This is a genomic window from Candidatus Binataceae bacterium, assembly GCA_035294265.1.
Lineage (GTDB): Bacteria > Desulfobacterota > Binatia > Binatales > Binataceae > DATGLK01.
The window spans coordinates 192,561-218,951 of record DATGLK010000010.1; the positions used below are offsets into that span (position 1 = coordinate 192,561).

A 26,391-nucleotide genomic window follows, 5' to 3' on the forward strand; every position below is an offset into this window, starting at 1 on the left:
GACCCGCGCCAGCAAGGTCGCCCAGCTCTCTAGACCCGTCCGACTTTGCCCACCAAATTTCAAGCCAACTTCGAGCACACTAGTCGTGGAGGCCCAGCCAGGAGGTCCACCAGCAGCGCCAACTGGCGCCCCTGGGTTGTCCGTAGCCAAAGCGATGCCATCGCGCGTGAGCCGAGTAAACCACGGCCCACGATTTCCAGCATCGCGAAGTATCACTGTAGAACTCGAAGAAACCCGCTCCTCGCATCTAATTTCAGCTCAGGTGTGGTTTTTGCCACTAGTTACCAAATCTGAACTGTTCAGACAGATTTGATCGCCAGGTCTGCCTAATCGTGGAACTGAACAACACTTGGGAGAACATTGCACTGTCCGACACCCTGAAGAGTTCACGAGTCGCCCCATTCATTTGTCGCCCCATTCATTTTTAGCTGCTCTTTTCAGTTTTTCTCGAATAGCGGCCGTTTAAATGTTATCGCCCGCTTCGCTCCAGTTGCGCGCCGACTTCTGGCAGGCTTGCGGGTTCGTCGCCTAGTGGCGAGGGATTGACCGATCAGGGCGGTTAGCCGGATATGCTCGCTGACCAAGTCGGCTACGACATCGTGGCAAAACTTGAGGATCTCGGGCGCGCTCTTAAGGGTCAGCATCTGGCTGCGCACCGCGATGAGCGACAAATCTTTGGCCAGTTGGACATTACGATTATTGTGGTACCGACGCATCTGAAACTCTCCCGACATCTGACGCTTAAGGCCGGGGTTCAAGCTCGCTTCGATTTCCACACCCGCCATAGGGCGAACCGCTAAAGCCGCAAGTGTTCGCCTCCGCCTGACCACCACGCGGGCAGAACTCCATCAATCAATCCGCCAGCCGCAATCGCTACGCCGCGGCCGTTCTCCGCCCTTCACCTCCTTCGTAATGACCACCGTTTTTTTTCAGCGAACAGAGTCGGTTGTTCGATCATTACGGTGCACGACAGCCGGGTTCGTTTAGCGACCACGCGCTCACCTTTCGCCTTCGGCGGTTAATCGACCACGGGCTCCGCCGTCCCCCTTTACTTGAGCGAAGCCCGCGGGCGGCGAAACTCTAGCCGTCGCCATATCGCCACCTCCGGGGCTATCGACCGTCCAGCCCGGGTCTTGTAGCCAGCGTGCGTAACACAGGTTTCGTCCGCCCCTGATTCGAATGCGTGCTGGGCAGAGGTCCTGACCCGCAACTTCCACCAGACTTGGATGGTGCGCGCTGAGGCGTTCAACCCGGACACGCATTCGCTGGCATTGCGGGCATTTCATTGACAGCAGCTCCTTGGGTTCACCCGTTCAAGTTTTTCCTTTATCCATTCGTATCGATAATCGGAGTCTGACCATATCGAAACTAAATTACAAGATGACTATGATATACAAGTATGACCAGAGGCTTGCGTCCTGGTTGGAGCTTTTGCTTCCAGCAAGAGCATTTGATCAGCTCGGAGCCGTTTGGTCTCGGCGTCAAGCTGTGCGGTAAGGCGAAGGATGGACCCGCGTGACGCGGACTTGCCCGATGATCGAGGTTAAACGAAGGCCGGGGCGGCAGAGTTCGGGGGCTCGAGCGACGAGGCCGCGAGGGGCGACCTGCTAAGGCGCCCCTCCCCCAAAGTGATGTAGCGCAGAGATTATGGAGTTGCGCGACCGCCCCCCAGCGGCGCGTTGGTGCGGCTTTATTCTTGGCGCGACACGTTGGAGGCCTGCAGGCCTTTGGGCCCCTGCATCACCTCGAACGACACCTTGTCGCCTTCTTCGAGCGAGCGGAAGCCTACGCCACCTATGGCGCTGTAATGAACGAAGACATCCTGGCCATCGTCCATGGTGATGAAACCGTAGCCCTTTTTAGGACTGAACCATTTGACTACACCAATTGACATTTGCCGACCAACCTCCTTGGGCAGCACACCCGCGCCGATTCTTCGCCTCAGCGGACAAAAGCGCGGTATAGATTATGGCCGTCGCATATATCATAAATTTTACGCAAGCCAAAGCGAAAAAGAGTGACATTCGAAGAGAAAAGGGCAGAACTGGTGTTTCCTGCTGCTCAAAGGCGCTTATCGCGGCAGGTTTCGAGCAGGATATGAGAAGGTCTCCGCAAGGGGGATTTAAAACAGGGCAATGAGGTGCCTTAGCCATAGGGGCAAGACGGCGAAAACAAACTGAGCAGCGTACCGATCGTGCCTGGGCCAAGTCTCTTCAGCGCTGCCCCCAACGGTTTGGCCAGCTAGCGCTCAGGATTATCGCAAGCGCGGCAGCTTATCTGCCGGCCGAAGGAGGCGCAGCAGGTTTGGAACCGGCTTGCCCCATTTTACGGCAGCGGTAAACGCTGCTGGCGGAAATTCCCAGCGCTTTTGCGACCGCTTTGGGCTTTTGGCCCTGATTGAGCGCGACCATCACCTGTCGGCAATCGACCTTGTGGCGAGCAGCGTGCACACTGGCGGCGGGGAGCAACGAGGCCACAATCAGGAACGGGAGCAAACTTCGCACATGCACACGCACGCCCAAAAATTTGATTTTCACTGCCATCTCCCTGACATGCCGGGTTAGCCTGCGGAGTCTAGCCTTTGAACTGGGGCGGCCGTTTTTCCGCCAATGCGGTGATTCCTTCGCTCGCGTCGGGGGAGAGAAAGCCAAGCATCTCCAACGCCAGCGAGGCGTCAAAGGCCGGTCCCGCCGCGCGGATCCAATTGTTGAGTGCGCGTTTGGTAAATTCTAGCGCTTCCTGCGGCCCGGCCGCCAGCTTGCCCGCGATTTCCATCGCCTTGGGGAGCAACTCGGCGGCAGGTACGCATAGGCTGACCAAGCCGATGCGCTCGGCCTCCCTACCGTCGATAAAATCCGCCGTGAGCAGATAGTACTTGGCCTTGGCCATCCCGCACAGCAGCGGCCATAGGATAACGGCGTGATCACCGGCCGCCACCCCAAAGCGCAAATGGCCATCGCTCAGCCGCACATTCTCGGCCACGATGCTTATGTCGGCCAGCAGGGCCACCGCCAGGCCAGCGCCGACCGCGGGACCGTTGATCGCGGAGATCACGGGCTTGTTGCAAGCCAGCAGGTTGTAAACGATGTCGCTGGCTTCGCGCCATGTCTTGAGCAGGCGCTGGCGATCGCGGCTCATCTCGCGTAGCAATTCGAGGTCACCGCCGGCCGAAAACCCTCGCCCCGCGCCCGTAATGACAACCACTCGCACGGCCGGGTCTTCGTCCAGCTCGCGCCAGAGGTGGCTGAGTTCCCAATGCAAGCGAGCGTTGGTTGCGTTGAGCACCTCCGGTCGATTCATTGTCACCAACATCACGCCCCCGGGTTGAAGTCGCAGGTCCAGATGTTGATAGGCGTTGTAATCCATAAGCCGCTTCCCTTTTTTACGATAACCGAACGATGCTCTCAGGGCGTGCCGGCGGAAGGGCGCAGCACGCGATCGTCGCTGATCAGTTCGTGGAGGTCGGGACGCGCGAAGATCCCCTCGACCCCGCGGGTGAAGGCCACCGATAAAACCTGCCCCGGCTGATCGTAGATCTGCGCCGCGTCTTCGTCCAAACCGCTGCCGGTATCGGGAGGATCGGTGTAGGTCTGGGCACTACTGCCTTGCCAGAAGGGGATTCGGAAAGGCGGTTTATAGATCGTGACACTGAGCGAGAAGTTAGCCACGGTTTGCCAGTTCGGCCCCAGATCGCCTACGTTGATGCGGTTTTTTTTAAGGGAGCATTGGGTGACCTCGCTCTGCACGACGTAATCGGCGGCGGCGGACTGGCCGTCATAGCCGGGCCGATCGCTTGGGCGCGCTCGCAATCCGGCTTCGTCGGCCGCCGCCACTAGCGCGCTTTGCACCTGGGCGGCGATCGGGCCCAGGTAAAGCCGCTGGAGCACATTGCCCTGCCCATCGGTGGTCACGCCGACCTGATGTTCGCCGTTTGCGGCGCCATCGCTGGGAGCGTTGGCAAGACAGTTGTCGATTACTGGCAGCACCAGCATCGTGCGCGGCGGGTAGCTGTGCTCGAAACCCTTAACCAAGCCGGGATAGTAGGTTAGCTTCTGATGAGAAACCGGCTGGGCGAGTTCGGGGGGAAGCACCGTGGAGCAAGCCGCGGCGCAAATCAAGGCCGCCGCGAGCATGAGCAGGGCGGGGCGGGCCATCGCGCTTCAGGAACCTGCGGCTTGGCTGCGCTCGCGAAACAAGAAGAGGGTCCCGCCGATTTCGACCCGGTCGCCGCTCTTGAGCATCTGGCGCCCGCTGACCGGGAGGCGATTGACACTGACCGCACTCCCGGCGGTGGGCGAGATGTAAAACACCTTGCCCTCGCGCCGAATGATGGCATGTTGAGGCAGCACCGCTTGATCCCCAAACAGCCCGACGTCGCTTTCCTCGGCCCGGCCGACAACCGTGACGGGCTTGATCAGGGGAAACTCGCGCCCTTCGCGGGCGTTGCGGCTGGCGCTGCGCACGACCATCAACCAGCCGCGCTTAAGTAGCTCGGTGACCAAGCCGATGAAGAAACCGATCAACAGGCCAAGGATGATAATCGCGATGGCACGGCCAAAGACCTGGGGAAAAGTCAGCGTCAGGACTTGGTAGCATAGGCCACCCAAAGCCCCACCCAACAGGCCGCCCAAGGCGCCGTTGCGCTGGCGCGCGGCCGAGCGGGCGGCGGTCCCCACCCCCAGGCCGACCGCAACTCCCAGCACGCCCCATCCTACGATCCGGCCATTGAGCCCACCCAGGATGTCGAAGGTAAATTCGGCAATCAACAAGCCGATGGCGCCGCCACAGGCGCCGATCAGGCCACCTTGCCAGATGGCGCGCGCAGCTTGGCGCCAACGACTGACGCTGAGCGCCTCGATCGAGGCCAAGAAAGCCGCGATGAATAAACCGATCAGCGCGCCTAACACGATATCGCGCCCGTACACCGAATGGATTCCCAGGAAGGGTTCCGCCGCAGCCCAGCCACCCAGCCCGCCCAGACCACCGGCGACGGCGTAAAACAACAATTTTTCGCGAGAGACGTTGCTTGCCATTGAGATCAATCTGGCTTGATAGGTTTAGCGTTCACAATGACCCTAGCTCCGTTGCACGGCAAGCCGCTAGTCGATGCGCGCATTCCAGTTTCCCTGTTCGCCGGCGGGTTCGGATTGAAAATGGCCGCTCATGCCGCTGGTACGCCGCTCGCCCTCGAAATAAAGGGTCTTGGTGCCATATGGCACTTGAAACTCGATATGCGAGCCACGCACGAAGCCGTCGATCGGAGTGGAGCCGTAGCCCGCCTGGTGAATATCCAATTCGCCGTGCAAGAAGCCGTTGGGTTGGGGCCGCAATCTCATTTCCAAGGCGATCCCGTCACGGCCCGCCAGTCCGTCGATGGTGCCGCTGGCCACCATTGGCGAGTCGAAATTGACGGGCGGCGGCGCGGCGGCGGGCAGGCCCAGTCCGCTGCCTGCGCCCATGCTGCTGCCCGCGCTGGCTAGAGTAGACACCACGCGGAAGTGCTTTTGGGTCAAGTACTGGCCGTTGAGGTAGAAATTAACCGTATAGGAGCCGGGTAGAAAGGCACCACCGGCAGAGTTACCGATTCGGCCGCTAAAGGTGGCTTCTTTGGCCTTGTCCGAGACCATCCTGACATCATCGACACTACCCAGGGTGCGACCGTCGGGCGCCTGGTAGGCGGCGTCGACCCGATACTGATTCATATCCAGGCCAAAGAGCCGGTTCTTGAAGGTTGCCTGCCAGCCCACGAACAACACCTTGGCGGCGTTGAAGGTCGTGGAGGGGCCGGAGAGCGGGGTTCCAGTTTTGGTGGTATTGAGAAAAGAGATGTTCAGAAGTTCCAGCGGGTGGGCGCGGCGTTCGGCGATCATCGCCAGCCGGCGCGCGTCTTGCTCACGCTGTTCCTCCGCTTTCTTGGCCGCCGCCGCCGCCGCCGCTTGCGCCGCCTCGGCCCGTTTCTCGGCGGCCAGGTCCTCGACTATCGAAAACTGCTCACGCCCCAGCAGCTTATCGTCCCGGTACAGCGCGATCGTGTAAGGGCCGCGGGACAACTGGGAGATCGCCGGGAGCAGCGCCACGGCGCTAAAATCGGTGGTCTTTTCATCCGGACTGACGAAGCGATCGGCGTTGCTGGCCGCGACCTGCAAGCCGTTGGGATCGTAAAAGCGCGCCTGGATTTTCTGACTGCTGCCCTCGATCCCATACAGCCGGTTTTTGAAAGTGGCATCCCAACTCAAGTAGCGATCATTAGCCAGTTGGGAGTCGGTGAACTTGGCCTGCGGGGGCGAAACCGGCGAACCTTCGCGGGTAGAAAGCTGCACCGTCATGCGCTCGAATCGCAGCGGGTCGGCACGCAACTGGGCCAGCAGTTGTTCGTGCCGCCAGGGTAATTGGTCCAGGTAGGGAGTCAAGCCCAGCCGCTGCTGCAGGGGTGGATCGAAATAAACGTAGGTCGCGCCAAAAGCGACCGAGCCGAACAACAACACCAGCACCGCCATCCGGATAGCCCGCACCAGACGGCTGCGGCGCGCCCGCGTCCGCGGCGGCGCCGGGCGCTCTGGCATTGTGATTCTGGTGAGATCGGCGGTCCCACCGCGCGGGCTGACTGTGTTTTGGGCCGTCCCCTCCAGCCCTGTGCCATAAAGCATCATGTCGCGGAACTCGCCGATAGTGGCGGGGCGCTTCTCGGCGTCGTAGCTCAAGGCTCGATCTACCGCGCCGGCCAGGTTAACCGAGGTCGTGGGGCGCAGCGAACGCACAGGAGGAAAGCTAAAGGGCGGATATTTTTCGGGATCGCGCGCGGTTAGGATGAAGTGCAGGGTGGCCCCCAACGAATAGATGTCGCTGCGCGGATCGACCTGGCCCTGATACTGCTCGGGCGGGGCGAAACCCAGGGTGCCGATCATGGTGCCCTTGCTGGCGGGCTTGAACAGGCGGGCGATTCCAAAATCGATCAACATCACCCTGCCCTTGGGCGTCAGCATCACGTTGGAGGGTTTCATGTCGCGGTACACAATGGGCGGCACGAAGCCGTGCAGGTAGGCCAGCACCTCGCACAACTGGCGGGCGATATCGACGACCAGGCTCTCAGCCAGCGGCCGGCCGGCAACGGCCAATTCTTCTTCCAGGTTGCGCCCTTCGACGTACTCCATCACCAGGTAATGGCGATTGGCGTGGTCGAAGCGGTCGGTGATGGCGGGGATTGCGGGGTGGCGCAATTGGGCGAGGGTATCAGCCTCGCGCGCGAAGTATTCGCTGGCCTCGCGCCGCTGCTGGGGGTCGATAAAATGATCGACCATCTCCTTGAGGGCACAGGGGCGATTGGCCAAGCGCTGATCGTGCGCTAGATAAACCACTCCCATTCCGCCGCCACCAATCAAGCGCTCGATCAGATAGCGGTTTTGTAACAGCGTGCCGGTCGCTAACGGCCCGGTATTGCCGGCCTCAGCCTGTGCGCTGTCAGCCATACTTATTGCGTGTCGATCACAATCACGGACGTATTATCCGTGCCGCCTCCCGCGTTGGCCGCTACCACCAGTTCTAAACTGGCCGCGTGGGGATCTGCTTGGCGGCCGAGAATCTCGGCAATCTGCGAATCCTCCACGTGAGCAATCAGACCGTCGCTGCACAGCAGCAGACGGTCGCCGCGCTTAAGCCGCAGGGCGGTCGCCTCGGCCCCCGCCGGACCCGCGGCACGCGCCCCCAGCGAGCGCGTGATCACATTCTTATGCTCGTGATGACGGGCTTCTTCAGGGGTGATTTGCCCGATCTCAATCAAGCGTTGGACCAAGGAATGGTCTTTGCTGAGCTGGTACAATTTGCCCTGCTCCCATCGATAAATACGACTATCGCCCACCCAGGCAATGGCGGCTTCGGGCGGCTCGATCAAGGCCGCGACCGCCGTGGCACCCATGCCACGCTTGGCCGGATCTTGCGCCTGTTTCTCTAGGATCTTGCGGTTTGCTTCCTCCAATGCCTCCCGGAGTAAGTCCGCCAGCGGCGTGTGCGCGGTGCGTCCATTTTCTACATAATCCCGGATGGTTTGCACGGCAATCGCCGCCGCAACCTCGCCTGCCTCGGCGCCACCCATGCCGTCGGAAATCACGTAAAGGTAGCGGCTGGCCGGCTCGACTTCGGAATCGCGAAAGTATTCCCAGGTTAGGAGCGCATCTTCATTGTGTTCGCGTACCATCCCCACGTCAGTTACCGCTCCGCAGCGCATCGAAAAGGCGGCATTCTCACCTAGCAGCTCGGCTTTGAAAGCATCCACGTTAGGGAACCTGTCACCTGGCTTGAATGCCAAGGCGCGCCGTAAAGTCTTTTCCAGCGCGGGCGCGATCACGTGGGGCGGATACAAGCGCACCGCTCCCGCCTCTTCCCGCCACGTCTCGCATTCCAGCCGCTCTCCAGTCAGCAAGGAATACAGCACGCAACCGGCGGAAAAGATATCGGCTCGCTTATCGACACTCTTGCCCCGATATACCTCGGGGGCGGTGTAGCCATCGTTGAGAATGGGGGCTTCCTGCAATTCGGTATCGTTGCTTACATAATCCAGGCCGGTCAGCTTCAGACGGCCAGCGGAGTCAACCATCATCGAAGCTGGGCAGAGGTCGTTGAGACGCAACCCGCGGCGATGCAAGAACGCCAGCCCCTGACAGAGTTGAAGCGTGATTGAGATTGCCTGCTCAGGCGATTGGCGAGGAATGCGCTGGCCGCGCGCGAATGGCGTCAGCCCCTCATCGCGATATAGCAGGTAGGCACGCCCCTGGGCCACGAAGCCCTCCTGGGCGCAGTAAAAGGCCGGATGGGTCAGATTGTGCGACAGCGCCAAGACGCGCTCGAACACTTCTCCTAGATCAGCACGCGGCGGCGCTGCGCCGTTGTTCGCCGGGGACGCGGGCGGCGCTGGTTCGCCCTCCGGTTCCACCCGAGCTTGCTCGGAGGGCGCCGCTGAAAGCGGAGCCGAAGCTTCTACCTCCTGGGCGGCGGGCACGGCCTCCTCCTGAGCGGCCGCGCGCAGGCTCAGGTCGGCGGTTTTAGCATGGGGGCCGGTGGGGTCTTCGGTGAGCGCCGGCTCGACGCTACTGGTCGCCTCCGACTCCTCAAGCAGCACGAGCGGTGGCGGCGCTTCGCGCTCGCGCAGGATTACGCGGGTCGAGTCCTCCAAGCTGAGCGCGCGGTAGCGATTTTCTTCCGAGCTCTGGCTCAACAGTTCGACGATTTTGAAGCGCGCCGCCAATTCCGTGCCCACCGCCAGCGGAGCCAGCGCGACAGGAGCAGGGACATCGTGTAAACCCCGGCCGCAGCGGTCGCAAAAGCGGGTTTCGTCGGGGGCGGTCTGGCCACATTCAGGACAAGTAATCATTTGACGTCTTTTCGAAACTCGAAAGTGACACTGCCAAAAGCGACCTGGTCGCGATCCTTCAAGGGATAGAGCTGATCCCGTCCCAGGCGCCCGACTCCGACGATAAAGGTTCCGTTGAGACTGCCCAGGTCGCGAATAAAATAATTGTCGCCCCGTTTGATAATTTCTGCGTGTCGGCGCGAAATTCGCTCGCTGCCCCGGCTCAAGACCCCAAGATCTATATCTACCCGATCCGCCGGACCGGTATGCCGGCCAACGATCGCCTGCATACCGGTCAGCGCAAAGCGGCGCGCTTCACTCACGCCGATCAAGCTAGCGCCACACGCTGGCTTAGCCATGCCATCCGGCGCCGGCCCCGTGGCAACCGCGACCACCGGGCGCGCGCCCTGCTTTCCATTGACCGCAGCTCCCGGCGCAATGGCCGGCCGCTGCGGCCATGGCTTAGGCGCCGGGGCGGATTGAGTGGGGGGCTTGTGCGCCACCACCGCAGGTCGCTGCGGTGGGGCTGGTGCGACCGCCGGGCGCGCGGCGATACGCCCTTTGAGGTCGGCGGTTTTCGCCGTCGGCGAGACTACCGGAGTTGAGGCAGTTGGGGCCGATGGCGGCGCGGTCACAGCCGGTGTGGCCGGTGCCAGCTTGTTCAGAACCGCGGTCTTGAGATTAGCTAGTGAGGGGTTGGCCACGACGTGGTTGTGCACGATTCCCACGGCCCCTTCGGGCTCGGGATTGGGCAGCATCGCGATCATTTCAGCCGCCGAACTGGGCCGCTTGGCCGCATCAAGCTCCAGCGCCATCATGACCGCTCTCTCGGTGGCGACCGACACCGCCGGGGCAAGCTGGCGCACGGGCGGAAAGCTGAAGGGCGGCTCCATCTGCGGATCGCGCCCAGTCAGCAGGTGATGCATCGTAGCGGCCAGCGAATAGAGATCCGAGCGCGGTTCCAACTTGCCAAGATATTGTTCGGGCGGGGCATAACCCACCGAGCCTATCTGGGTACCGCGGCCGCTCGGTGGCAGGAAGCGGGCGATGCCAAAGTCGATCAGCATGGCGTGGCCATCTTTGTTGATCATGATGTTGCCGGGCTTTAGATCGCGATAAACGATGGGCGGCTGCTGCGCATGAAGGAAGGAGAGCACGTCCAAAATCGCGCGGCCCCAGCGCAGGACCTGGGGCTCGGGAACCTGAAATTTGGGCCCTTGCTTATCCAGCCAGCCCTGAAGGTCGCCGCCGGCGATATACTCCATCACTAGGTAATGACGGCCGCCCTCGGCAAAATAATCGATCAGGTTGGGAATTCCGGGATGAGAAAGCGGTGCCAGCACGGCCGCCTCGCGCGCGAAGTCTTCCACCGCTTTGCGCTCATGGAGCCCTTCGCCCACCAGCATTTCCTTAACCGCCACCGGGCGGTTGGCCAGCCGGGTGTCGTTGGCCATGTACACCCGCCCCATCCCGCCCACGCCGATGACCTTCTCGACGCGGTAGCGGCCATCGAGTAGATGGCCGGTGGCCAGCGGCTCACCGGTGGTGGTCATCGCCGGCGCCCCGGCGCCCGCCGCACACGGCAGCTCCGCAGAGCCCACAGCTCCGCCGCTGACGTCGTTGCACTCACGACCCGAAACACCCTGTCACCTGGTGCGCCAAACCCAGTGCGCGGTAATTTTCCGTTGCTGAGCCCGGACGCCGCCCAAACTCCCGCCAGCTTCAGGATATCGGCTCGACGATTACCTTGAAAAAGGTCTTACCGACGATGACCTCGTCGCCGTTTTTGAGCGGGACGGGATTGCCGGGGCCCAGGCGCTGGCCACGGTTGACATAGGTACCGTTGAGAGACCCGATATCCTCCACCGTAATCTGGTCCCCCTCAATCCGGATCAGGGCATGCTTGCGCGAGGTTTTGGCCTCTGGGTCGTCCTGCTCCATGTCGACCTCGGGAAAGGAGCCGGTTTCAGGATCCCAGCGTCCAATCAGATTATTGCCCGCCTCCAGCGGAAACTCCTGTCCGACCCGGCCGCCACGCGTAATCTTCAATTTGGCCTTGAAAGTCGGCGCCGCGCCAGGCGCTGTCGGCGGCGCACTGGGTGGCGGCGGGCGCAACTCGCCGGTGGGCTCTTCTGCCGAAGGCGCTGGAGCGGGCGCGGCTTCGGCCGCCACTGCGCTGGCCTGCAGTCCCTGGACGCTAGCCGGCTCTGGAACGGTGCTGGTTGCTTCCGGGGCCGGTGCGCGCACCGCCGCGGCCTCGGATCCGTTGGCGCCGCTGTCATGATGCTCAGGTGCAGGCGCACCGGGCGCTGGGGCGGGCGCTTCCGCGGCGGCCGCCGGTGCCAGTTTGGCCCCGCAACTGTCGCAATAGTCCAGCCCATCCATGTTTTCGTATCCGCACTCGCTACACTTGGTCATGTTGCCCTAGCCTCTTTGCGCTAGTCTGTGTTGTCGATTTCGTCCGCCATCCGCGCCCAGACTTATTCGGGCTTGAAATCTTTCAATGCCTTGGGATCGAGCATCTGGGTCTTGCGCACCACCGCCTGCGCGTTGAGCAAGGTGGTTTTGGCCGCCCGTGTCCCCAGGGTCTGGGTTTGTCGGATCTGATCCATCAGACCCGACAAAGCTTGGGTCGCCTTGACGTTGCCTAAGCGTTGGGTGCCCTGGATAGCGTTGCCCAAAAGCCGGGTGGCCCGGTCCACATTACCCGCCTGCAACTCCTCTTCAGCCTTGGTCTGCAGTTTGGCGATTGAGACTTGGTCTACCAGGTTCATGACCCGCCCGCTGGCCTTGCTGGTCAGGGCCCGATCCAGCGTGTATTCGATAGCGATATCGGCATTGACCGCGCTTTCGGCCGCACCGGGAACCTGATAATGGAAGCTGGCCTGGGCGATCCGCACCGGGCCAGGCCGGCGCGGCGGCAGGACCAGGGTTAGCAGTACCGAGCCCGGCACGCCAGCCTCCAGGTCGCCAACCTGGTAGCTGACCTTGCGATCCTCGCCCACCAAGGGCTCACCGAGCGAATAGATTTCTGGACTGGCCCGAAAGGCTTCGCGAATCTGAACGCCTTGGGAGAGCGTGACTTCGATCCGGCCGTTACGAATCGCGACGGCACGCAAGCCCTGTAATTCATCATCGAAAATGGTGGGAATCTGGGCAGAGTCACCGATGAAATGGTACTTGCCGCCCGAATCCTGGGCGATGCGCATCAGCAGCTTTTCGTTGAACTCAACCCCGACTCCCATCGCCGAGAATTGGATGTCGGGATTGGCCCGCACCAACTCCAGACATGCCATCTCTTCGTAAGTCTGGCCATCCGTGAGCACTAGGACTCGATTAAGTCGTTCCGCGCCTAAGTTCTTGCGCACCTCGGTTATTGCAGCGCGCATCCCCAGCGCCATTTGGGTACCACCGCCGATTTCGAGCAGATCGATGTCGTCGATGGCCCGCTTGGCCCCAGCCTTGTCGTCCGCCGCGCCCGAGGTCAGGACCTGGGCCTTATCAGCAAAGGCGACGATGGTAACTTTGTCCTCGGGATTGAGGTTATCGATCAAAAATTTGACAGCCTCGATCACGAATTCAAGTCGCCGCTCGTCGTACATCGAGCCTGAGCGGTCGAGCACCACCCCCAGGTTGAGCGGCAGGCGCGCCCCTGCGCCGCCCTGTGCCAGCGCTTCCAAAAGAACATAAAGCACGAAGTTTTCGGCGCTGGACAAGACATATTCTCGGCTGGGCAAAACCTGGAAAGTAAGCGGCTGTGCCATCGGCAAACCCCTTTTCAGCTACTGAGCGGATTGTGCTTGCGCTGCCTCTGCGCGCTTGGCTAACGCTTTCTCGATAGCGCCACAGTTCCAGTCTTGACCCGCGCGGCCCCGCTCGGATACCGGCGATCAGCGGTTTATTTTATGAGCAATTTCCTTGGATTAGCAACTCGCCAAGGTCGGGGCCGGCCGCTTTTCCTCTCGTCGCCTCGGCATAGGACGGATTTTCCCACACTTGCAAAGCTCCAGACCCTGCGCAATGCTAGCTTCAGGTGGTCAGGCACCCGGCTGGGGGACGTAGGTTGCCGGTGAGGGATGCGGAGTACCGATGTTGTCACTGGATCCAAAATACCTCCAGCGCCTGGTTGAAACCTCGCCCGACATCGTAGTGGCGGTCAATCAGCAAGGAAGCGTTATCTACTATAACGATGGGGCACGCGCTGGTCTGCAATTTCCTCCTGAGGAAGTGGTTGGCCACGACGTGCGTATGCTCTATCGCTCGCCTCAGGACGCACGCCTGGTGATGCAGGCGATGCGCGCCAATCACGGCCAGATTGCCAGCTTCGAGACTGTGTTTCGCAACAAGGCGGGACAATCCATCCCAGTGGCGATCTCGGGCTCTTTGATCTACGACGAGCAGGGCCACGAAATCGGTTCCATCGGCTTTGCCCGCGACATCCGCGAGCTGCGCCGGCGCGAGCAGCTTGCTACCGCCGGTGAAATCGCCGTGTGCTTAGCGCATGAAATCAACAATCCGTTGGCCGCCATCCTCAACAACGTGGACTTATTGGCACGCGCGGTGGAAGGACACCTGAGCGATGCCGAGTTGGTGGTGGAAAGCGAGCGCCTGGAGTCGATTAGGAGCGGCGTTGCGCGGGTGCAGGAGATCATCGTTCGTTTGGATGAAATGGCGCGCCAAGGCACCTACGAGACCCGCGACTATGTGCAGGGTAGGCGCATGGTCGACTTGCCCACCCCGGTTGCCGCCGAGGTCCTTGCGGTCAGCGAATGGCCCTTGAGCGGGATGGTGGTGCTGGTCCTGGACGACGACCCAACGGTGGTCACTTCGTTGGCCGACGTGCTCAAGGCCGAACGCTGCGTGGTCTATACCGCGCTGCGCCCCAGCAGCGCCCTGGCGATTTTGCGTAATGTCAAAGTGGACGCGGTGATCTCAGATGTAGTGATGCCGGAGATGGACGGCTACGAGTTCTATCTGCAAGTGCGCGAGGAATTGCCCGCGCTACCGGTGGTCATGATGACCGCCTACCATTACGATAAGGATCATATTATTAAGCGCAGCCGGCTGGAGGGCTTGGAAGGCGCCATCTTCAAGAAGCCTGTCAATCCGGTCAAGCTACGCGAAATTTTGCTGCATGCGCGCCAGCATAATGCCGCCGCGCTGGCGCTCAAACCGCCGCCAGGGCCCCAAGTTCCCTTGACTAACTCGCGGCCTTAAATCGCCAAGCTCCAATTACCGCGATTGCGGTCCGTACCGCCGCCGCCATTAAGTCCAATGGCAGGCTGGGCGTGCCGCGATGGTGCACGGCCTGGGCGGTGTCGTAAGGCAGATGCAGAAAGCCACAGGGAACGTGAGGGCGGCGGCGCAATTCGTGCAAGCCCGCGTACATCACGGCGTTGCAAAGGAAAGAGCCGGCGCTGAGCGACAACTCGCAAGGGATGTGGCGGCGGTCCAGAGCGCGCATAATTTGGCGCAGCGGCAGGCGGGCGAAATAGGCGTCGGGACCGCCGACGACCACGCGCTGGTCACGCATCCGGCCCCCGGCGTTGTCAGGCGCCGTGCTATCCATCAGATTGATCGCGATTCGTTCCAGCGCGATGGCAGCACGCGCGCCGGCTTGGCCCAGCCCCAGCATCGCCGCCGGGGAGAGCTCAGCGATGGCACGCGCCAGCAGAGCGGGGGCCCGGCCGTAAGTCACCGGCAACTCCAGCGCACGCACCAGCAAGCCGCCAATCACTTCGCCTTCGAGCTGACGCGCGATCTGGCCTGAGGGGTTGAAGCGCTCCCCGCCAAAGGGCTCGAAACCTGCCAACAGCAAGAGAGGTACAGCGCGCCCGCCAGCCGGCGTGCCCGTACTGGTCAACGCGCGCTTACCCGGCGTCAGGCGTGACGCCGCGGCGTCACGATAGGAAGATCGTCGCGATTGCCCCACTCGCCCCATGAGCCCAGATAATTGCGCACCTGCGTAAAGCCCGCCAGACGCAGCGCATAAAAGGCGTGCGCGGCGCGATAACCGCCTTGGCAATAGGTCACCACGTCCTGCTCAGGCCTCAGCCCTAGCGCACCAAAAGCGTCGCGCAACTGCGCGGGAGATAAAAAGCGCCCCTGCGCGTCGTTGTTAAGTTGCCATTCGCGAAAGCGCGCGCCGGGAATCGCACCCCCGCGCTTGGCGCGCACGTTCTCGCCGTAATATTCCGCTGCGCTGCGCACGTCGAGCAGCGCATGACCCGCATCCTCGCGCCAGTCCATGATGTTCGCGGCGGTCGCTACCAGCCCCGCCCGCGGCCGCGCCTCAAACCGCCGCGGCCGATATGGCGCAGCCTCCGCCGTGAGCGCGGGCTGGCGCATCGCGCCCAGGCCGCCGTCGAGAATCGCGACCCGGGGATGACCCAGGTATTCCGCTAGCCAAGCCCCGCGCGTTGCGCGTGAGCCGGAGTTGTTCTCATAGAACACCAGCGATTCGTCCCCGCTTACCCCCAGCGCCGACAAAATCCACTGCGACTGCTCGATGAATTCAGCTAGTCCCTTGGGCCCGGTGTCGTAACAATGAAACGGAAAGGGATCGAAATGACGCGCGCCGGTAAGATGGCCTTGCCAGTACTCCGCAGCCGGGCGAGTGTCGATCAGGACCACGGTGGGATCCGTCGCATGCCTTGTCAGCCAATTTTCGTCAACCAGAAAGCCCTGGTCCATCTCGCTACTCCCCTCCCGGCGCCACCAATCGGACGCCGTATTTAAGTGGGCTGGTCGCAACCCTTCAGGCGTCTATACCCACCGCCTGGCCGACTGAGTCGAAGCCGTCACGAACGAGCAATTGAGTCAGACCCCGCTTGATGGCTCGCGGCAGCCCAGGCCCTTCGTAGATCAGCCCGGTATAAAGTTCGACCAGCCGGGCACCCGCGCGCAGATGGCCATAGGCGTCGGCAGCGCTGGCCACTCCACCCACGCCGATAATCGGCAGGCGCCCCGCGCTACGTCGATAAATAGTGCGAATCACCCCGCGTGCCAACTCTCGCAGCGGTGGTCCGCTGAGTCCGCCGGGATGGGGGCTGCGAACGCCTACCGCCTCGCGCGCAATCGTGGTGTTGGTGGCCACCACGCCGTCCACCCCCAAATCCAGCATCAGATCGCATATAAGCGCCAATTGGCTGGGATCCAGATCGGGGGCCAGCTTAATCAGCAGCGGCGGTTTTCGCGCTCCGCTCCAGGGGCGTGGAAAAGCTTGCGTGATCAGAGCACGCATCAAATTGGGCGCTTGCCATTGGCGCAAGCCCGCCGTATTGGGCGAACTCAGATTGACGACCAGTAAGTCGGCCAGCGGCGCTAACGTGTGCGCCATTTGGGCCAGTTCCTCGGCCACGCGCTCGGGCGGGGTGTCGCGATTGGGTCCTAAGTTGATCGCCAGCCGCAGGCCAATCCCGCGCTGGCGCAGCCGACTCAGACGCCGCGCGACCCGCTCGCTGCCCTGAGAAGGAAAGCCCAGCCGATTGATCAGCGCCCTATGCTCGGGCAAACGCCAGAGCCGGGGCGGCGGATGGCCGGGCTGCGGGGACGCGGTCACGGTGCCAACCTCGGCCAAGCCGAAGCCCAACGCTTGCCAGGCGTCCACCGCGATCCCATCCTTGTCCAATCCGGCGGCCAGTCCGACCGGATTGGAGAACGGCATTCCCCATAGATCCTGCTTCAGTACCGGTGAATCGGTGCCGGCAAACATCGCCGGCCAAGCCGCAACCAGACTGAGCACCACGCGGTGGGCGGTCTCGGGCTCAAGCTTGAACAGCAGTGGGCGCATCAGCCGGCCCCACCATGCCGACCGCCATGAGCTAAAAGTCCATTGGGTCGAAGCCATCGCTTGCCAGTGTTTCTTCCCGAGCGCCTGACGGCAAGCGGCTTGACATCCAACCGCGACTCTCTTGTGCTATATAATGGAATTCCGATGCAGCTCACGGCCGTGCTAATCGAGCCTCGCCAGCCGCCAGCGCGAGCGCGCCAAGGATGGCTAGCGCTAGCCGAAGTCGAGCAACGGCGGGAGCTGGCTGCTGCTTTGGGGCAAGCAACAGGCGATAGCTGGGAAGTCATTCTGGACGAGCAGCGAGTTATATTCCAACCAACTTGCGCGAGCGCTCCGGGAACCACCTGCGATTTAGCGCCGGCAACACTAGAGCTGAACCGCGAGGGCTCACAGCTGACAATCGCTTCGATGCGGGCGTACGACATCGAGCGGCTGGCGAGCGCGGCGGTCGCTATCGCGGACTGGATGGAGTGGGACGACCCCGTCGTGGTCAGCGCCGAACCTTGCTTTGCCGATCGCTTCGCCCACTGCGCGCTCTATCGGCGCGACTTCCATCGATGGGCACTGGTGACCGCCGAGGCCCTGCGCAAGCACCGCCCCGAAGCTATCCATTGGCCGCGGCTGGCGGAGGAGATTGAGCGGCTGGGTGAGCGCGAAGCGCGGCTGTGGTTTGCTCATCTCGCACGGCTGTTGATGTACCTGCTTCAATGGCATCATCAGCCAGTTCGGCGATGCCGCGAATGGCTAGTTGCAATGCACGATCAACGCTTGGAGCTGGCTGATTTGGTGGCGCGCAGCCCCAGCCTGGGATCCCGATTCGCAAGCGCGCTCGAGGCCGCTTACCAGCGCGCCCGCCACGCCGCCAGCGTGGAAAGCGGGTTGGTTGAGACCAGCTTACCCAGCCAATGCCCATGGCCGGTGGATCAGATCCTGGATTTCAACTTCCCCTCCGCCGCTTCCGACCGGGCCGGGTAAGAACGCCCCAGCGCGGGCTTGGTGCTGTGGACAAGGCCGCGTCAGAGGCTTTGCCGCCGACTTGCCAAGTCTATAATGATAGGCTTGATGGATAATCAGGCGACAATGCAGGTCAGGCTGGTGGACTATGCGGCGATGCCGCAAGAGAAGCTCTACGCCGCTTTTCGCACCTGCTATTCGGCCGACAGCCCAATCGAGATCTGGGAAAAGATCCGCGACCAGCGCATCAGCCCCGAGCGCATCCGCGGCTTCATCGGCGAGCGGCTGCAAACCGGCCACGCCTCGCCGCTGGAACAGGTGGTCTTCTGGTTCGCCATCGCGGGCGTCTCGCGCTCGCTATCCCATCAGCTGGTCCGCCACCGCATCGGAATTAGCTTCGAACAGCAAAGCCAGCGCTACGTCAAGTTTAAAGAGGAGCGGCTAACCTACGTAATGCCGGAATCGTGGGCACGCGCCGGCCTGAGCGGAGATTACGCCGAACTGAGCGAGCAGATCTCCCAGCTCTACGCGCGCGCTCTTAAAGCCGGGGTGCCGGCCGAAGACGCCCGCTTCGTGCTGCCCAACGCGGCCCCCACTAACTTCCAAATCATGGTGAATTTTGCCGAATTGCTCCATATCTGCGACGTTCGTCTATGCGTGCGCGCGCAGTGGGAAATTCGGCGAATGGTGGCCTTGATGCGGGCCGAGATCAAACGCGTGCTGCCCGAGCTAGCGCTCTACCTGCAGCCCAAATGCGGCGAGCGGCGGATGGGTTATTGCGACGAGTCGCTGGAGGATTGGCGGCAATGCCCGCTGGGCAAGGTGCGTCCGCACAAGAGCGCCTTGTTCCAACTCTACAATTTGTACGGCAGCCAGAAGGTCCGCGCCCTGGCCGACGAGGAATTCCGCACGGTCGAGGAAAAAGAGCGGCTCTGAAACCCCGGGGCAAGGCGCAGCTTACAACATGACCGACGACGGACCTAAGCTCGATCTGCACGCTGCCATCGCGCGCTTCAACCAGGGCGACTATTTCGCCGCCGGCGAAAGCTTCGAGCTTCTGGCTAACAGTACGGAGCAAGACAGACCACTGCTGGAAGCACTCAATCGCATCGCCGCTGGGCTCCATCTGCGCTTCGAGCGCGGTGGTCGTCAGGCCACCATCAATCTGCTCTCCCAAGCAATGCTGGCGCTGGAGGATCTGCGCCCCAGCTACGCGGGAATCGACATAGAGCGACTGTGCCAGGAACTGTCCGCTTTCAACGACGACCTGCGGCAAAGCCCGCGTGAGTTGGAGGTCGGTGCGCTGCGCTATCGCGCGCAATTGTTTTTGGAACGCCGCCGTGCCCCGCGAATAGTTTTCCAACGTACGGATTCAAACCAGCAAGGTTAACAAGGTTAAGATGACAGCCTGCACCGCCGCGCCCCTCTTGACGCCTGCGGCGCAATTGGCCGCATTGGCCCGGGCGATGGGCCAATGCCGGCGCTGCGCGGCGCTGGCGCGCGGCCGCACCCAGGTGGTCGCCGGGGCCGGCGACCTCCCAGCCAGGGTAGCATTTGTGGGAATCGCACCCGGACGCTTGGGCGGCGATCGCACCGGTGTGCCCTTTCTGGGGGATCGATCGGGCGACTTGCTGCGCGAGATGATCGAGCAGGCCGGCCTGAGCGAGGTCTTTATCACCAACCTGGTACGATGCAGCCCGCGCGACCGCAAGGGACGCAATCGCGATCCACGCCCGCGTGAGATCGCCCAATGCCGCCGCTTCCTGCACGCCGAGTTGGTCCTTGCCTCCCCGCCGATAATCGCCTGCCTGGGACGCCTGGCCTGGTATCATGTCGCTGGCGCGCGCGTGCCCTTCGATCCCGCTTGCCCGGCCCCGCACGCCCATCAGGGATGGCGTTGTTATCCGATGTACCACCCCGGCTATGTGATCCGCGGCGCCTACTCGCGCGCGCGCTACCGCGAAGATTTCCTGCGGCTGCGCCGCGTGCTGGAGCAGCTTTAGCCCTCTACCACAGCTCCTCGGAGGCCATCCGCGCTCCATTTACCAGCGCCTCCAGCTTGAGCCAAGCCACCTGCGGGTCGCAGTTGGACCACCCCACGAAGGTGCCGAAGCCGCAGTCGGTACCGGCGATTACGTTCTCCTTACCGACCACCGAGGCGTAGCGCTCCAAGCGCTGCGCGACCACGCGCGGGTGCTCGACGTGGTTGGTCACGGTGTCGATCATGCCGACAATCAGGGCCTTATCCTCGGGCAGCTTGACCTCGCGCCAGACTTCCCATTCGTGCTCGTGGCGTGGATTGGCCCCTTCCACGTAAATGAAACCGGCGCGGGTCTTGAGCACTGGCGCGATGATTCGGCGCAACTCGACGTCCTTGTGATGGGGGCCGGCGTAGTTGCCCCAGCATAGATGCAGCCGCACCTTCTCGGGCGGCAGCTTGCGAATGGCGTGGTTGATCGCCTCGATCGCCACCGGCACGTACTTCTGCAGGTCCACCGGCTCGGTGCCGTCGGAGAAGCTGTGACCGGCCATCGCCAAATCGGGCGAGTCCAGTTGCAGATTGAAGCCGGCCGCGACAATCGCTTCGTACTCATAGCTGAGCGCGTCGGCCGCCGCCGCCAAGTAGGCCTCGAATGAGCCGTAGTAGCGGTTGGGAAAATTGAAGGTCAGATGGCTGGGCGTCACCGCCGGAATGAATGCCAAGTCAAGATCGCGGCCGGCCAGGGCCGCCTTGAAGTTGGCGATATCCACCTGGACCGCCTCCCGATCGCGCACTGCGATCGGCCCCACGCACGCCGGCATCACCATCCGGCGCTGGGCTTCGCTCTGCCCCGCGCGCCGGCCCAGACCGGGCACGTCGGCGATATCGGTGGCGACGAACTTGCGCGGTCCGCTGGCCTCGAAACCGGACAGCCGCTGGCCGATATAGTTGCTGAAGCCGGGCTTGCTCATCTCGCCGTCGCTAACTACGTCCAGGCCGACCGCGAGCTGCTGCGTGACGACCTCCATCACCGCCTGCTTGACCCGTTGCCCCAGCCGCTCCTGGTCTAATGTTTTGCCCTCGGCGTGCTCCCACATCATCTGAGTGAGATCGTCGGGGCGGGGCAAGCTGCCAGCGTGGGTCGTGATGATCCGCTCGATACTGCGGCGCATTGGTGGTTTCCTCCGGTGGTTAAGCAGTCTGGGCCTTGATCTCCGCCAAGCGCGCCGGGGCTCCGAACCAGGCCCAGCACGCAGTGGACAGGAACATGTGATTATCCCCCAGGTAGTCCTGCAGCATACACTGGTAGCCAAGCCGATCCATCGCCGCGGCCAGCACGGTCCAGTTGAGAATCTCGTGCAAGCCCGTCTCCTCGATTTCCTCTTTGGACAAGGAAGCCAGGTAGCGCAGGTGGCCCTCTTCCAGCGCCTCGATCACGCGCCGATCGGCCTCCAGATCGCACAGCACGTAGCCGGTGCGCGAGGCCAGGAAGGAATGAGACAAATTGGCGGAGCCCATGATGACCACGCGATAGGAGCTGCGCTCCAACAGATCTGCCAGCATTAGGCCCAGGTTCCAACAGCCTGTCGCCGTGGGCGCGGGCGGGTCGGGCGAACCCGCGGCGGCGAGATCATGGTAGAGATGATCGACGAAACCCTTGGCCACCAGCACCGAACTGCCGTAGCAATTGACCTGAATCGGTACGATCGGGACCGCAAAGCCGGTGCGCTCCCAATCCAAGAATAGCATCGGGTTGACGAAGGCGTGCGAGAGATGGCGCAGCTTGTAGGCGTAGGGCATGGGAAAACCGCTCTCGATGAGCGCGGTGGTAATGTACTTGGCGGCTTCGCGATGGCCGCGCAAGGTAAAAACATAATCTTCGGGCTCACCCCATTGATTGAGCCCTTTACCGCCAACCCCATGGCTCCAAGGTCGAATCTCCACCCTGTCCTCCAGGCCGAAGACACAGAAGGGTGGGATGATCTCCTCGGTGAAATTTTCATACTGGTCGTCGCCCACGATAATCATAAAATCGGGTTTGAACCCTGCGATCACGCGCTGAAGCTTGAGGAAATTGCGCCGATAAGCCTCATGGTAGCGGTGCGAGGTGCTCAGCCCCTGGTCGGCGCCGAGATCGGCCAGAAGCGGCGCCGGCCAGGCGGCGCGATCGGGATAGCGCGGGGCGATTTTGGGCGCCCGCATCACAACCTCGTGACCGTGCGCCATACGCTGGTCGTTCCAACACACCATCGGATTGTGGGGTGCGCCGATACCGAGGATTTCTCCCATGAGGCTGCCTCCTTTGAAGAGCGATTAAACCACCGCAGTCGCTGCTTGAGCGCTAGCGCAGTCGCACCGTGGGCGCAACCGCCGCGCCCAGGCCCGGTTTGACTACGGAGTCGGGGGCGGCGATGCTTTTGCTGTGACCGTCACGCCCCAATTTATCGCCGACGCGCTGGAGCGCGCCCGCTATGTCACCAACGAGCGGGTCGCCACCGCCCTCCAGCTCGCGCTCAGCCTGGAGAAGCCGCTTTTGATCGAAGGACCAGCCGGCGCGGGCAAAACCGAGGTCGCCAAGGTGCTGGCCGAGATGCTGGGTCTGGAACTGGTGCGACTGCAATGTTACGAGGGGCTGGACGAGGCGCGCGCGCTGTACGAATGGAATTACCAAAAACAGCTCTTGCGCCTGCAGGCGGACGAGGCCGGCGGCCTGCGTTGGGAAGAACTCTCCGAGCACATCTTCTCCTCGCAATACCTGCTCCAGCGCCCGCTGCTCAAGGCCATCTCCTCGCCGCAGCGGGTGGTCTTGCTGGTCGACGAGATCGACAAGGCGGACGAAGAATTTGAGGCCTTTCTGCTCGAGCTGCTCTCCGATTTCCAGGTCAGCATCCCTGAACTAGGAACCATTCGCGCCACCCTGCGCCCAGTCGTGGTGCTGACCTCCAATCGCGCGCGCGAGCTGTCAGAGGCGCTGCGCCGGCGCTGCCTGTACCTGTTTATCGACTTCCCCGGCATCGAGCAGGAACGACGAATCCTGGAGCTCAAACTGCCCGAGCTCGAGCCGGCCTTGGCCGCCGCGGCAGCCCGCTTCGTCAACACATTGCGCAAGTTGGAGCTGATCAAACCACCCTCTATCGCAGAGACTCTGGATTGGGCCCGTGCGCTGCTGGCCTTGCAAATCAAAGAACTTGACGCGGCCGCATTGCGAACAACCTTGGGCCTGCTGCTCAAACACGAAGCCGATCGGACCCTGGTCGAAGGTAAAGGGGCAGCCTTGCTAGCCCGTAGCACCAAGTGACACTCCGCTCACGGCTGCACGAATTCGTGGTGCGCCTACGCGCCGCAGGCGTGCGGATTTCGGTGGCCGAAAGCCTCGACGCGATTGCGGCGGTAGCGGCCACGGGCTTGGAGCGCGAGCGCTTGCGCGAGGCTCTGTCCGCCAGTTTGATCAAGGACGAAGCGGACCGCGCGACTTTCGACCAGGAATTCGCGCGCTTCTTTCGCGCCGGCCTGCTCCGGACGCCCGCGGCGCGACAGGGCCAGAGCTGGCAGGGGATGGCGGGCGGTCACGGCCAGGGCCAAAGCGGCGGTGGCGCGCCCCACCCCCCGCGCCAGCCCGAGCCGACCGCGGGCTTACGGCCGCGGGCGCAGCCCCGCACCGAGGATCGGGAGGCGGGAAAATCTGGCGGCCCTGAGCAGGCCTCGACGACTGACGAGCGGGCCGAGCACCAGGCGCAACTGACCAGTGCGATGCCGGGTCATCTGGCCCGGCATCGCGCCGCGTTAAGCCGCCCCTTCGCCACTTACAACGAGTTGGATTATGAGCAGGCCCAACAGACCCTGGCCCTGCTGCGCCGGCGCTTTCGGCTGCGCCTAGGCCGCCGGCTCAAGCACGCGCGCCAGGGCCGAGTGGATATTCGCCGCACTATCCGCGCCGCGGTCTCGCGCGGCGGCACGCTTATCGATTTAAAGTGGCGCGCGCGCCGGCCGCGCCATTTCGACTTGCTAATCCTGGGCGACGTCTCGGGCTCGGTGCGTTACGCCTCGGCCCTGATGCTGGCGCTGATCGCCGGGGCGCGTGATCTTTTCCGCCGCGTCAACAGCTTCGTCTTCATCGATCGCCTGGCCGAAGCCAGCTTCGAACAGGGCCATCTCGTCATAACCCCACCGCTAGACCTCTACGCGCGATCAGATTTCGGCCGGGCGCTGAACGAATTGCTCGCCACTCGCCGCCGCCTGCTCACGCCCGCCACGGTGATCGTGATTCTGGGCGACGGGCGCAACAATCGCCGCCCGCCGCGCGCCGATTTGCTCCTGCAAGCGCGCCGTCTATGCCATACCGTGCTGTGGCTTACGCCCGAGGCGCGCGAGCGCTGGGGGACGGGCGACAGCGCGATCGCGGCCTATGCGCGCGTGGCCGACCGGCTGATCGAATGCCGCGACTTGCGCGCGCTGGAACTGGGCTTGGAGCGGCTCGCCCACCCCGAGGCCCTGGCCCGCCGCCTCCCCGTCCGCGCCGCGCCGGCCTAATACCGCGCGTTCAGGGCCTATCTTCGGAGCAGCTCGGCCCTCCCTGGCTTGATTTCTGCTCAAAACGGGCGGACGAAGACCAGGATCAGAATCCCCAATAACAGCAGGCTGATGATCCCATGAAGCATGGCGAACTGGCTACGCCCAAGCGCGCTGGGATTGCTTTCCAGTGCGACCATCCGCCGCCACAAGAGCAGGTCGGCGCCGATCAGCAGCAGCACCAGCCCCAACTTCAGATGCATCCAGCCTTCGGCCATCACCACCGGATCCATCGCGATCAGGATGATGCCGCAGACGATCGTGATCAGTGCTCCGGCATGCGCACCGTTGAAAAGCCGGCGGGTGGCACCGATAAGTTCGCTCTTGCCGCCGGCCGCGGTATCGGCGGACCGTCCCAACAGCGAACAGATAACCAACAGGCTGCCCAGCCAAAAGATCACGCCGAAGACATGCACGACGATTACCCAGGCCATCACTTTCCTCCGCCGGATAGGGCGCTGCGGGTGGGCAGGGAACGCGCCAGCGCCAGTGCGCCCACGCTGAGCGCAGCCGCGCCCAGATAAGCTCCTGGACCGGCGGCGAGCTGGAACAGGCTACCGCCCACGAGTGGACCAAAGATTCGAGCCAACGACAGCGCCGATTGATTAAGTCCGAGGACCTGGCCTTGAGCGGCGATCTCGGTGTGCTTGGAAAGCAGGCTGGCAATGGCGGGGCTGGACAATCCGTAGCCCAGCGCGATTAGGGCCAGGGCGATGAACAGCAAAAGTGTGCTGGCGGTTAAACCCAGTATCGCCATTCCCAACCCCATCAGGAGCGCGCCGGCGCGAATCAGGTGTTCCTCCTGTAGCCGGCGCGTCAGGCGGCCAACGATGTAGCCCTGAGTCAGCGCTTGGAGCAACCCGGCATAGGCCAGCAGGCCGCCGATCGCACCGGCGCGATAGCCAAATCGGCGGGCGGCGAGCAAGGCGAAGGTGGTCTCAAGCACCGCAAAGGCTGAGGTCAGCAGAAAGGCTTGACCGAACATTAAGCCAGGACCGCCGCCGGTCACGAGCTTGGGCAGGCGCCGCCACGGCTCGGTCAGGGTCCACATCAGGCTACTTTGCGCCGCGGCCGGATCGGCTTTGGTATGGGACTCAGGCAATTTCCAGGCGGCAAAACAAAAATTGGCAAGACAGAGGACGGCGGCGAAAAATACCGGCACCCGCAATCCATAATGGCCCAGTAATCCGCCCACCGCAGGACCTAGGACAAAGCCCAAGCCGAAGGCCGCGCCGATCATTCCCATCGCATGGGCGCGCTTGCCTGGGGTGGTGGTGTCGGCCACAAAGGCTTGGGCGGTGGAAATCGTCGCGGCGCATCCGCCATGCAGGACTCGGGAAAGCAACAATCCAGTCAGCGTAGTCGCAAAACCATACAGTAAGTAGCCCAACGCCGAACCCAGCAGTCCCAGCATTATGATGGGCCGGCGTCCGATACGATCGGAAAGCCGGCCCAGAACCGGGGCCAGCAGGAATTGCATCAGCGAATAGCTGGCCAAAACCAGCCCAATGCCGGCGGCGTGCACGTGCATCTGAGCGGCAAACAAGGGTAGGAAAGGAATGACAATCCCGAAGCCCAGCAAGTCGATGAAGACCGTTAGAAACAGAATGAGCAGGGCGTGCCGGCCGTTTGCGGGGGTAGACTGGAGGTGGAGTGCTTCGGCGTTGGTCATCGAGAAACTTTACAATTGCCAAGGGTCGGGCGGGTGAATTTGAAAGGATTGTTGGCCAGCTCCTCGAATGAAACAACAGG

Annotated in this window: 24 protein-coding genes; 7 read left to right on the top strand and 17 right to left on the bottom strand. The window is 62.7% G+C overall.

What is annotated here, in order from left to right:
- Window positions 1–437: 437 nt before the first annotated feature.
- From VKV28_01940 to VKV28_01985, 10 genes are all read right to left on the bottom strand, one after another.
- Window positions 438–785 carry a hypothetical protein gene (locus tag VKV28_01940; GenBank protein ID HLH75544.1) on the bottom strand — a complete coding sequence of 116 codons (348 nt, stop codon included), beginning with the start codon at window positions 783–785 and terminating at the stop codon, window positions 438–440.
- 905 nt (window positions 786–1,690) lie between these two features.
- A complete protein-coding gene (locus VKV28_01945; protein HLH75545.1) occupies window positions 1,691–1,894 on the bottom strand; it encodes a cold-shock protein in 204 nt (67 codons plus the stop codon).
- Window positions 1,895–2,574: 680 nt separating this feature from the next.
- Window positions 2,575–3,366 (bottom strand): enoyl-CoA hydratase/isomerase family protein, encoded by a 792-nt coding sequence (locus VKV28_01950; GenBank protein HLH75546.1) that lies wholly within the window; start codon window positions 3,364–3,366, stop codon window positions 2,575–2,577.
- Window positions 3,367–3,404: 38 nt separating this feature from the next.
- Window positions 3,405–4,154 (bottom strand): hypothetical protein, encoded by a 750-nt coding sequence (locus tag VKV28_01955; protein ID HLH75547.1) that lies wholly within the window; start codon window positions 4,152–4,154, stop codon window positions 3,405–3,407.
- Between the two features lie 6 nt (window positions 4,155–4,160).
- Window positions 4,161–5,033 carry an FHA domain-containing protein gene (locus VKV28_01960; protein HLH75548.1) on the bottom strand — a complete coding sequence of 291 codons (873 nt, stop codon included), beginning with the start codon at window positions 5,031–5,033 and terminating at the stop codon, window positions 4,161–4,163.
- Window positions 5,034–5,099: 66 nt separating this feature from the next.
- On the bottom strand, window positions 5,100–7,466 hold the full coding sequence (locus tag VKV28_01965) for a serine/threonine-protein kinase (GenBank protein HLH75549.1): 2,367 nt from the start codon (window positions 7,464–7,466) through the stop codon (window positions 5,100–5,102).
- Between the two features lie 2 nt (window positions 7,467–7,468).
- Window positions 7,469–9,364: a Stp1/IreP family PP2C-type Ser/Thr phosphatase gene (locus tag VKV28_01970; protein ID HLH75550.1), complete on the bottom strand. Its 1,896-nt coding sequence runs from the start codon at window positions 9,362–9,364 to the stop codon at window positions 7,469–7,471.
- Entirely contained in the window at window positions 9,361–10,896 is a 1,536-nt protein-coding gene (locus VKV28_01975) for a protein kinase (GenBank protein HLH75551.1), read from the bottom strand. Before VKV28_01975 ends, VKV28_01970 begins: the two co-directional genes overlap by 4 nt.
- Before the next feature lie 169 nt (window positions 10,897–11,065).
- Window positions 11,066–11,761 (bottom strand): FHA domain-containing protein, encoded by a 696-nt coding sequence (locus VKV28_01980; protein ID HLH75552.1) that lies wholly within the window; start codon window positions 11,759–11,761, stop codon window positions 11,066–11,068.
- A 62-nt stretch (window positions 11,762–11,823) separates the two neighbouring features.
- Window positions 11,824–13,107, bottom strand: coding sequence for a VWA domain-containing protein (locus VKV28_01985; protein ID HLH75553.1), 1,284 nt, complete (start codon window positions 13,105–13,107; stop codon window positions 11,824–11,826).
- 325 nt (window positions 13,108–13,432) lie between these two features.
- On the opposite strand from VKV28_01985, the gene VKV28_01990 reads away from it, so the two are divergent.
- Window positions 13,433–14,560 carry a response regulator gene (locus VKV28_01990; GenBank protein ID HLH75554.1) on the top strand — a complete coding sequence of 376 codons (1,128 nt, stop codon included), beginning with the start codon at window positions 13,433–13,435 and terminating at the stop codon, window positions 14,558–14,560.
- Here VKV28_01990 and VKV28_01995 read toward each other — a convergent pair.
- The 3 genes from VKV28_01995 to VKV28_02005 all read right to left on the bottom strand — a co-directional run bounded on the left by VKV28_01995 (window position 14,544) and on the right by VKV28_02005 (window position 17,135).
- On the bottom strand, window positions 14,544–15,206 hold the full coding sequence (locus VKV28_01995) for a pyroglutamyl-peptidase I (protein HLH75555.1): 663 nt from the start codon (window positions 15,204–15,206) through the stop codon (window positions 14,544–14,546). The genes VKV28_01990 and VKV28_01995 overlap by 17 nt on opposite strands.
- 17 nt (window positions 15,207–15,223) lie before the next feature.
- On the bottom strand, window positions 15,224–16,036 hold the full coding sequence (locus VKV28_02000; protein ID HLH75556.1) for a rhodanese-like domain-containing protein: 813 nt from the start codon (window positions 16,034–16,036) through the stop codon (window positions 15,224–15,226).
- Window positions 16,037–16,100: 64 nt separating this feature from the next.
- On the bottom strand, window positions 16,101–17,135 hold the full coding sequence (locus tag VKV28_02005) for a quinone-dependent dihydroorotate dehydrogenase (protein ID HLH75557.1): 1,035 nt from the start codon (window positions 17,133–17,135) through the stop codon (window positions 16,101–16,103).
- A gap of 408 nt (window positions 17,136–17,543) precedes the next feature.
- Here VKV28_02005 and VKV28_02010 point away from each other — a divergent pair, with 408 nt between their 5' ends.
- The 4 genes from VKV28_02010 (at window position 17,544) to VKV28_02025 (ending at window position 20,092) form a co-directional block, all read left to right on the top strand.
- Window positions 17,544–18,110 (top strand): DUF29 domain-containing protein, encoded by a 567-nt coding sequence (locus VKV28_02010; protein ID HLH75558.1) that lies wholly within the window; start codon window positions 17,544–17,546, stop codon window positions 18,108–18,110.
- Window positions 18,111–18,197: 87 nt separating this feature from the next.
- On the top strand, window positions 18,198–19,025 hold the full coding sequence (gene thyX, locus VKV28_02015) for an FAD-dependent thymidylate synthase (GenBank protein HLH75559.1): 828 nt from the start codon (window positions 18,198–18,200) through the stop codon (window positions 19,023–19,025).
- 28 nt (window positions 19,026–19,053) lie between these two features.
- Window positions 19,054–19,479 (top strand): hypothetical protein, encoded by a 426-nt coding sequence (locus VKV28_02020; GenBank protein ID HLH75560.1) that lies wholly within the window; start codon window positions 19,054–19,056, stop codon window positions 19,477–19,479.
- Window positions 19,480–19,489: 10 nt separating this feature from the next.
- Complete coding sequence (locus tag VKV28_02025; protein ID HLH75561.1) at window positions 19,490–20,092, top strand: uracil-DNA glycosylase; 603 nt, start codon at window positions 19,490–19,492, stop codon at window positions 20,090–20,092.
- Window positions 20,093–20,096: 4 nt separating this feature from the next.
- On the opposite strand, the gene VKV28_02030 is transcribed toward VKV28_02025, so the two are convergent.
- Together VKV28_02030 and VKV28_02035 are read right to left on the bottom strand one after the other, a co-directional pair.
- Window positions 20,097–21,242: a cobalamin-independent methionine synthase II family protein gene (locus VKV28_02030; protein ID HLH75562.1), complete on the bottom strand. Its 1,146-nt coding sequence runs from the start codon at window positions 21,240–21,242 to the stop codon at window positions 20,097–20,099.
- A 19-nt stretch (window positions 21,243–21,261) separates the two neighbouring features.
- Window positions 21,262–22,359, bottom strand: coding sequence for a hypothetical protein (locus VKV28_02035; GenBank protein ID HLH75563.1), 1,098 nt, complete (start codon window positions 22,357–22,359; stop codon window positions 21,262–21,264).
- Between the two features lie 133 nt (window positions 22,360–22,492).
- Between VKV28_02035 and VKV28_02040 the strand changes: the two genes are divergently transcribed.
- Both VKV28_02040 and VKV28_02045 read left to right on the top strand, forming a co-directional pair.
- Window positions 22,493–23,368 (top strand): MoxR family ATPase, encoded by an 876-nt coding sequence (locus VKV28_02040; protein ID HLH75564.1) that lies wholly within the window; start codon window positions 22,493–22,495, stop codon window positions 23,366–23,368.
- Complete coding sequence (locus VKV28_02045; GenBank protein ID HLH75565.1) at window positions 23,365–24,600, top strand: VWA domain-containing protein; 1,236 nt, start codon at window positions 23,365–23,367, stop codon at window positions 24,598–24,600. Before VKV28_02040 ends, VKV28_02045 begins: the two co-directional genes overlap by 4 nt.
- Window positions 24,601–24,659: 59 nt before the next feature.
- Here the strand turns inward: VKV28_02045 and VKV28_02050 are convergent, their stop codons facing one another.
- Complete coding sequence (locus VKV28_02050) at window positions 24,660–25,073, bottom strand: CopD family protein (protein ID HLH75566.1); 414 nt, start codon at window positions 25,071–25,073, stop codon at window positions 24,660–24,662.
- Complete coding sequence (locus tag VKV28_02055; protein ID HLH75567.1) at window positions 25,073–26,311, bottom strand: MFS transporter; 1,239 nt, start codon at window positions 26,309–26,311, stop codon at window positions 25,073–25,075. The genes VKV28_02050 and VKV28_02055 overlap by 1 nt, the downstream gene beginning before the upstream one ends.
- Window positions 26,312–26,391: the final 80 nt, after the last annotated feature.

What these genes read in the sequence shown, in the direction of transcription:
- VKV28_01940 (HLH75544.1), bottom strand. Translation starts at nt 785, where the DNA reads ATGGCGGGTGTGGAAATCGAAGCGAGCTTGAACCCCGGCCTTAAGCGT.
- VKV28_01945 (HLH75545.1), bottom strand. Translation starts at nt 1,894, where the DNA reads ATGTCAATTGGTGTAGTCAAATGGTTCAGTCCTAAAAAGGGCTACGGT.
- VKV28_01950 (HLH75546.1), bottom strand. Translation starts at nt 3,366, where the DNA reads ATGGATTACAACGCCTATCAACATCTGGACCTGCGACTTCAACCCGGG.
- VKV28_01955 (HLH75547.1), bottom strand. Translation starts at nt 4,154, where the DNA reads ATGGCCCGCCCCGCCCTGCTCATGCTCGCGGCGGCCTTGATTTGCGCC.
- VKV28_01960 (HLH75548.1), bottom strand. Translation starts at nt 5,033, where the DNA reads ATGGCAAGCAACGTCTCTCGCGAAAAATTGTTGTTTTACGCCGTCGCC.
- VKV28_01965 (HLH75549.1), bottom strand. Translation starts at nt 7,466, where the DNA reads ATGGCTGACAGCGCACAGGCTGAGGCCGGCAATACCGGGCCGTTAGCG.
- VKV28_01970 (HLH75550.1), bottom strand. Translation starts at nt 9,364, where the DNA reads ATGATTACTTGTCCTGAATGTGGCCAGACCGCCCCCGACGAAACCCGC.
- VKV28_01975 (HLH75551.1), bottom strand. Translation starts at nt 10,896, where the DNA reads ATGACCACCACCGGTGAGCCGCTGGCCACCGGCCATCTACTCGATGGC.
- VKV28_01980 (HLH75552.1), bottom strand. Translation starts at nt 11,761, where the DNA reads ATGACCAAGTGTAGCGAGTGCGGATACGAAAACATGGATGGGCTGGAC.
- VKV28_01985 (HLH75553.1), bottom strand. Translation starts at nt 13,107, where the DNA reads ATGGCACAGCCGCTTACTTTCCAGGTTTTGCCCAGCCGAGAATATGTC.
- VKV28_01990 (HLH75554.1), top strand. Translation starts at nt 13,433, where the DNA reads ATGTTGTCACTGGATCCAAAATACCTCCAGCGCCTGGTTGAAACCTCG.
- VKV28_02000 (HLH75556.1), bottom strand. Translation starts at nt 16,036, where the DNA reads ATGGACCAGGGCTTTCTGGTTGACGAAAATTGGCTGACAAGGCATGCG.
- VKV28_02005 (HLH75557.1), bottom strand. Translation starts at nt 17,135, where the DNA reads ATGCGCCCACTGCTGTTCAAGCTTGAGCCCGAGACCGCCCACCGCGTG.
- VKV28_02010 (HLH75558.1), top strand. Translation starts at nt 17,544, where the DNA reads ATGCGGGCGTACGACATCGAGCGGCTGGCGAGCGCGGCGGTCGCTATC.
- thyX (HLH75559.1), top strand. Translation starts at nt 18,198, where the DNA reads ATGGATAATCAGGCGACAATGCAGGTCAGGCTGGTGGACTATGCGGCG.
- VKV28_02020 (HLH75560.1), top strand. Translation starts at nt 19,054, where the DNA reads ATGACCGACGACGGACCTAAGCTCGATCTGCACGCTGCCATCGCGCGC.
- VKV28_02025 (HLH75561.1), top strand. Translation starts at nt 19,490, where the DNA reads ATGACAGCCTGCACCGCCGCGCCCCTCTTGACGCCTGCGGCGCAATTG.
- VKV28_02030 (HLH75562.1), bottom strand. Translation starts at nt 21,242, where the DNA reads ATGCGCCGCAGTATCGAGCGGATCATCACGACCCACGCTGGCAGCTTG.
- VKV28_02035 (HLH75563.1), bottom strand. Translation starts at nt 22,359, where the DNA reads ATGGGAGAAATCCTCGGTATCGGCGCACCCCACAATCCGATGGTGTGT.
- VKV28_02050 (HLH75566.1), bottom strand. Translation starts at nt 25,073, where the DNA reads ATGGCCTGGGTAATCGTCGTGCATGTCTTCGGCGTGATCTTTTGGCTG.
- VKV28_02055 (HLH75567.1), bottom strand. Translation starts at nt 26,311, where the DNA reads ATGACCAACGCCGAAGCACTCCACCTCCAGTCTACCCCCGCAAACGGC.